The following is a 3640-nucleotide window of genomic DNA, read 5'->3' as shown; positions in this document are numbered from 1 at the left end:
GTTGGCGGGGGCGTCGTGGACGGCCGTGGGGTCGGGGCCGTAGAGGCGTTCGAGGACGGGGAGGAGTTCGGGGACGTTGTTGCGGACCCACTCGGGGCCGTTGTTGCGAGGCTCGCCGGTGTGGGGGTCGTTGCCGTGGTTGGTGCCGAGGTAGGCGTTGGTGACCTGGGCGAAGTACTCGTCCTCGTTGCGGGCGGAGTAGTTCTCCACGGGCTTGCCGTCGGGCCCGGTGGTGGTGAAGCGCCCGTCGGGCCAGGGGGCGGCGTCGCCCTGGGCGCGGCGGTTGTTGTAGCTGTCGGTGATGGCGTCCTGGTGGCCCTGGCTGAGGCCGTAGCGGTGCAGGGTGTGGGCGAACTCGTGGGTGGTGGTGGAGTAGCCGTCGGTGTAGTGCTTGCTGGAGCCGACGCTGGTGTCCTCACCGAGGAGNNACGACCTGCGCGGCACCACCGCCGCCGGCCTCGCCGGCGGCGGTGGTGCCGCGCAGGTCGTGGAACGGCCTGACGTCGGGCATGGGGGTGTCCTTGGGGACGACGACCACCCGTGAGCCGTTCTTGAGCAGGCGGGCCGTGGTGTCAGGGTCCTGCAGCATGCGGGAGATCTGGGCCTGGGCCTCCTGGCGTGCGGAGGCGGGGCGCTCGGAGCCCTCGTGCACGTCCACCAGCAGCTGGGCCGCGGTACGGGCGAACTCCCGCGGGGGGAGGCCGTCGTGGAGCGCGTCCACGAACGCCGGGTCCTTGGCCAGCCAGCGCCGGTTCTCCGGCGACAGGTTCTCCAGCGACTGCGCCCGGTCCTGCGCCGACATGGACGGCAGGTCCCGGACCAGTTCCTCGGCCTTCGGCGGCTTCGTCGCCACGTGCCGCTGCTCACCGCCGAGGTCCCGGACGGCGCCGCGGACCTGGCCGCTGCCGGCGAGCCGGTTCAGCTCCGCCTGCCGCTCCTGACGCCGCTGCTCCTCCAGGCCCGGCCGCGAACCACCGTCGGAGCGCGAACCGCCATCGGAGCGGGAACCGCCGCCGGAACGCGGTGCGCCGCCGGACGACGCGCCCGGACCTCGCAGGCCGACCACGCCGATCCCGGCGACACCGCCCTCCGCAGGCGCCGGGTGCGCGGTGGCCGAGGCCGCGGCGCCGGACGGGGTACCCGTCGAGGAGGACGGCGCCGACGGGGTCGAACCCGTAGGACCGTGCGGCGCCGGAGCCCCGCTCCCGCCGACCGGCGCCCCCGAGGGCGGCGGTGCGGACGGCGAGGTGGACGGCGCGGTGGACGACCGGCCCAGACCGGAGCCCCCACCGGTCATCGAGGTCGGGGACGCCGACACCGGCGGCGCCGGGGGCGCGGCCGGGGCCACGGGCCGCGCCGAACCCGGAGCCGGTGCCGCCCCGCTCGGCGCCGGCGAGGCCATGGGAGCCCCACCGGCGGCGGGCGGGAACCCGGAGGTGTTCGGAACCGAGGTGCCCGACGCGTCGTGCGCCCCGGCCCCGGAACCGGCCGGGGCGTCGAACGACGGTGACGACGGCGAGGGCGACGATGCCGAGGGGGACGGTGTCGCGGACGGCGACGAACTCGCGTCGGAGGGCGCGGTGCTGACCCCGGACGTGTTCAGCTCCAGTGCACCCGGGTCCGAGACGTGCGGCCTGGAGGCCGTGCCCCCGTGGGCGGACGAGGACACCCCTGGCCCGCTGTCCGCGGCCGGGGCGAAGCCCTCCGGGCGGGTGGACCGGACAAAGGTGGGTGCGGGCGCCGACTCGCCCGTGACACGGCTGTCCGCCACGGTGCGGGCCGGTGCGGGATCGGGGTGGCTCCCGTGGACCGTCTGCGAGGGGTCGGGGTCGGTCCGTACGGGGGTGTCGTTGGTCCGGGCCGTGGTGTCATCGGCGCGGGCGGAGACAGACTCCGAGTGCGGCGCAGTGTGATCCGTCTCGGACGGGGCGTCGTTCGTCCGGACCACGGTGTCGTCCGCACGAGCGGAGACAGACTCCGAGTGGGGCGCAGTGTGACCCGTCTCGGACGGGCCGTCGTTCGTCCGGACCACGGTGTCATCGGCGCGGGCGTACACAGGGTCGGAGTGGGGCGCGACGTGGTCCGTCTGCGCTGGGGTGTCATCGGTCCGGGCGGGGATGTCGTCGCTTCGGGCCGGGGTGTCGTCCGCGCGGACGGTCGTGGCGTCGGGTGCGGTACCGGCGAGGGAGTCGGGGGTGAAGCCCCGCGCGCCGCCCTGGGCGGTCCCCTGCAGGACGTCCGCGGTGGTGGTCGTAGGAACGTCGGCGCTGGTCGAGGTGGTGAAGCCACGACCGCCGTTGAGGCCGTCGGATCCGGCGCCGAAGGACGAGGACACCGAGCCGTTGCCCGTGGTTGCCGACGTGCGTCCCGAGTGGTCGGCCGTCTCGGAGCCGAAGGGCACCAGACCGGTGGGGCCCGAGGAAGAACCCGTACTGTCGATGGACGAGGTGGCCGGGCCGGTACCCAGTCCCCGGAAGGTCGACTGCGAGCCCGCGTCGGCGTCGGCGGAGAAGACCGGCCTGCCGCCGCCCGTACCGGACGTCGTCCCGGTGCCCGGGGTCTCGCCGGGCACGGTGGTGCTCATCCCCTCGGTGTGGGGCGCGTTCATGTGGTCGGGGGTGTGGAAGTTGCCCTTGAAGGCGGACGCGCCCGCGTGCAGGCCCGCCCCGGCTCCGCCGCTCAGGCCGGAGCCCAGCAGGCTGTCGCTGTCGACCGTACCGGTGGTGATCAGCTGGGTGCCGACGTCGGTACCCACGCCCACCGCCGCACCGGTGGCAACCTTGCCGGGCAGGGTGCCCATGGCCCCGCCCAGACCGACCTTGTTGCCTACGGCACCGACTCCCCGCCCGAGGCCGACGCCGACGGCACCGGCGACGGCGCCGCCCTCGACGGCCTGGCCCAGCTCCTTGAAGTCCAGGCTCTTGCGGTGACCCTCGGCGATCTCGATCGTCTGCGCCAGCAGGTTGATGCCGCCCATGATGGCGGCCTGCTTGGCGGCGTGCTTCAGAGCCTCCTTGAGGAGCTGCTTGAGAAGCTGCTGCACCACCGTCCGGCTGATGCCGATCTCGATCGGGATCTGCGCCAGGGACGCGCCGAACGTGAACGGTGCCTCGGCCTCTGCCGTCGCGATCTCGACCGCCAGGATGGCTATCTGCGCGATGATCTGGATCTTCGCCGTCTCGATGGAGTTGGCCATCGACTCCAGCATCTCGGCCATGCCCTCGCAGCCCTGGACGCCTCCGGGGAAGTAGCCCGGCGCGCTTTCGGACGTCGCGGTGAACTGCGTGTCCCAGTACTTGCCGAGCGCTTCCGACGCGACGCCCTGCTGCCCGTCCAGAGCACGCTGGACGGTGGAGCCGGCGGCGCGTCCGACCTCGTCGAGCTGCTGGCTGACCTGCCGCCACTGGTCAGCCATCTGGCGCAGCTGGTCCTCGTCGCCCTCCGGCCACCGGGTGCCGGCCAGGAGCAGCAGAACCCACTGCAGGGGCTCAGGAATCTCGACCGCCATGTCGTTCAGCGTCCTTCGTGGGTCGGGCCGGGTTCAGCGACGGGGTGCTCGGCCATCAGCCGAGGTTCGACCGGGATCTGGGGCGTTTCCACCGGCATCGCCGCCACCTCGGCAGGCTCCAACCGTGCGGCC

Annotated in this window: 1 protein-coding gene; it reads right to left on the bottom strand. The window is 73.7% G+C overall.

Annotated features, from left to right (window positions below; all coding sequences use genetic code 11):
- Nucleotides 1-428: 428 nt before the first annotated feature.
- The coding region (locus AOK09_RS38955; protein WP_407675387.1) for a WXG100-like domain-containing protein at nt 429-3508 on the bottom strand (3080 nt) is incomplete at its 3' end.
- Between the last annotated feature and the right edge of the window lie 132 nt (nt 3509-3640).

It is taken from the genome of Peterkaempfera griseoplana, assembly GCF_001418575.1.
Classification (GTDB): domain Bacteria; phylum Actinomycetota; class Actinomycetes; order Streptomycetales; family Streptomycetaceae; genus Peterkaempfera; species Peterkaempfera griseoplana.
The sequence above is the reverse complement of the archived record's forward strand: the minus strand, read 5'-3'. Positions and strand labels throughout refer to the sequence as shown.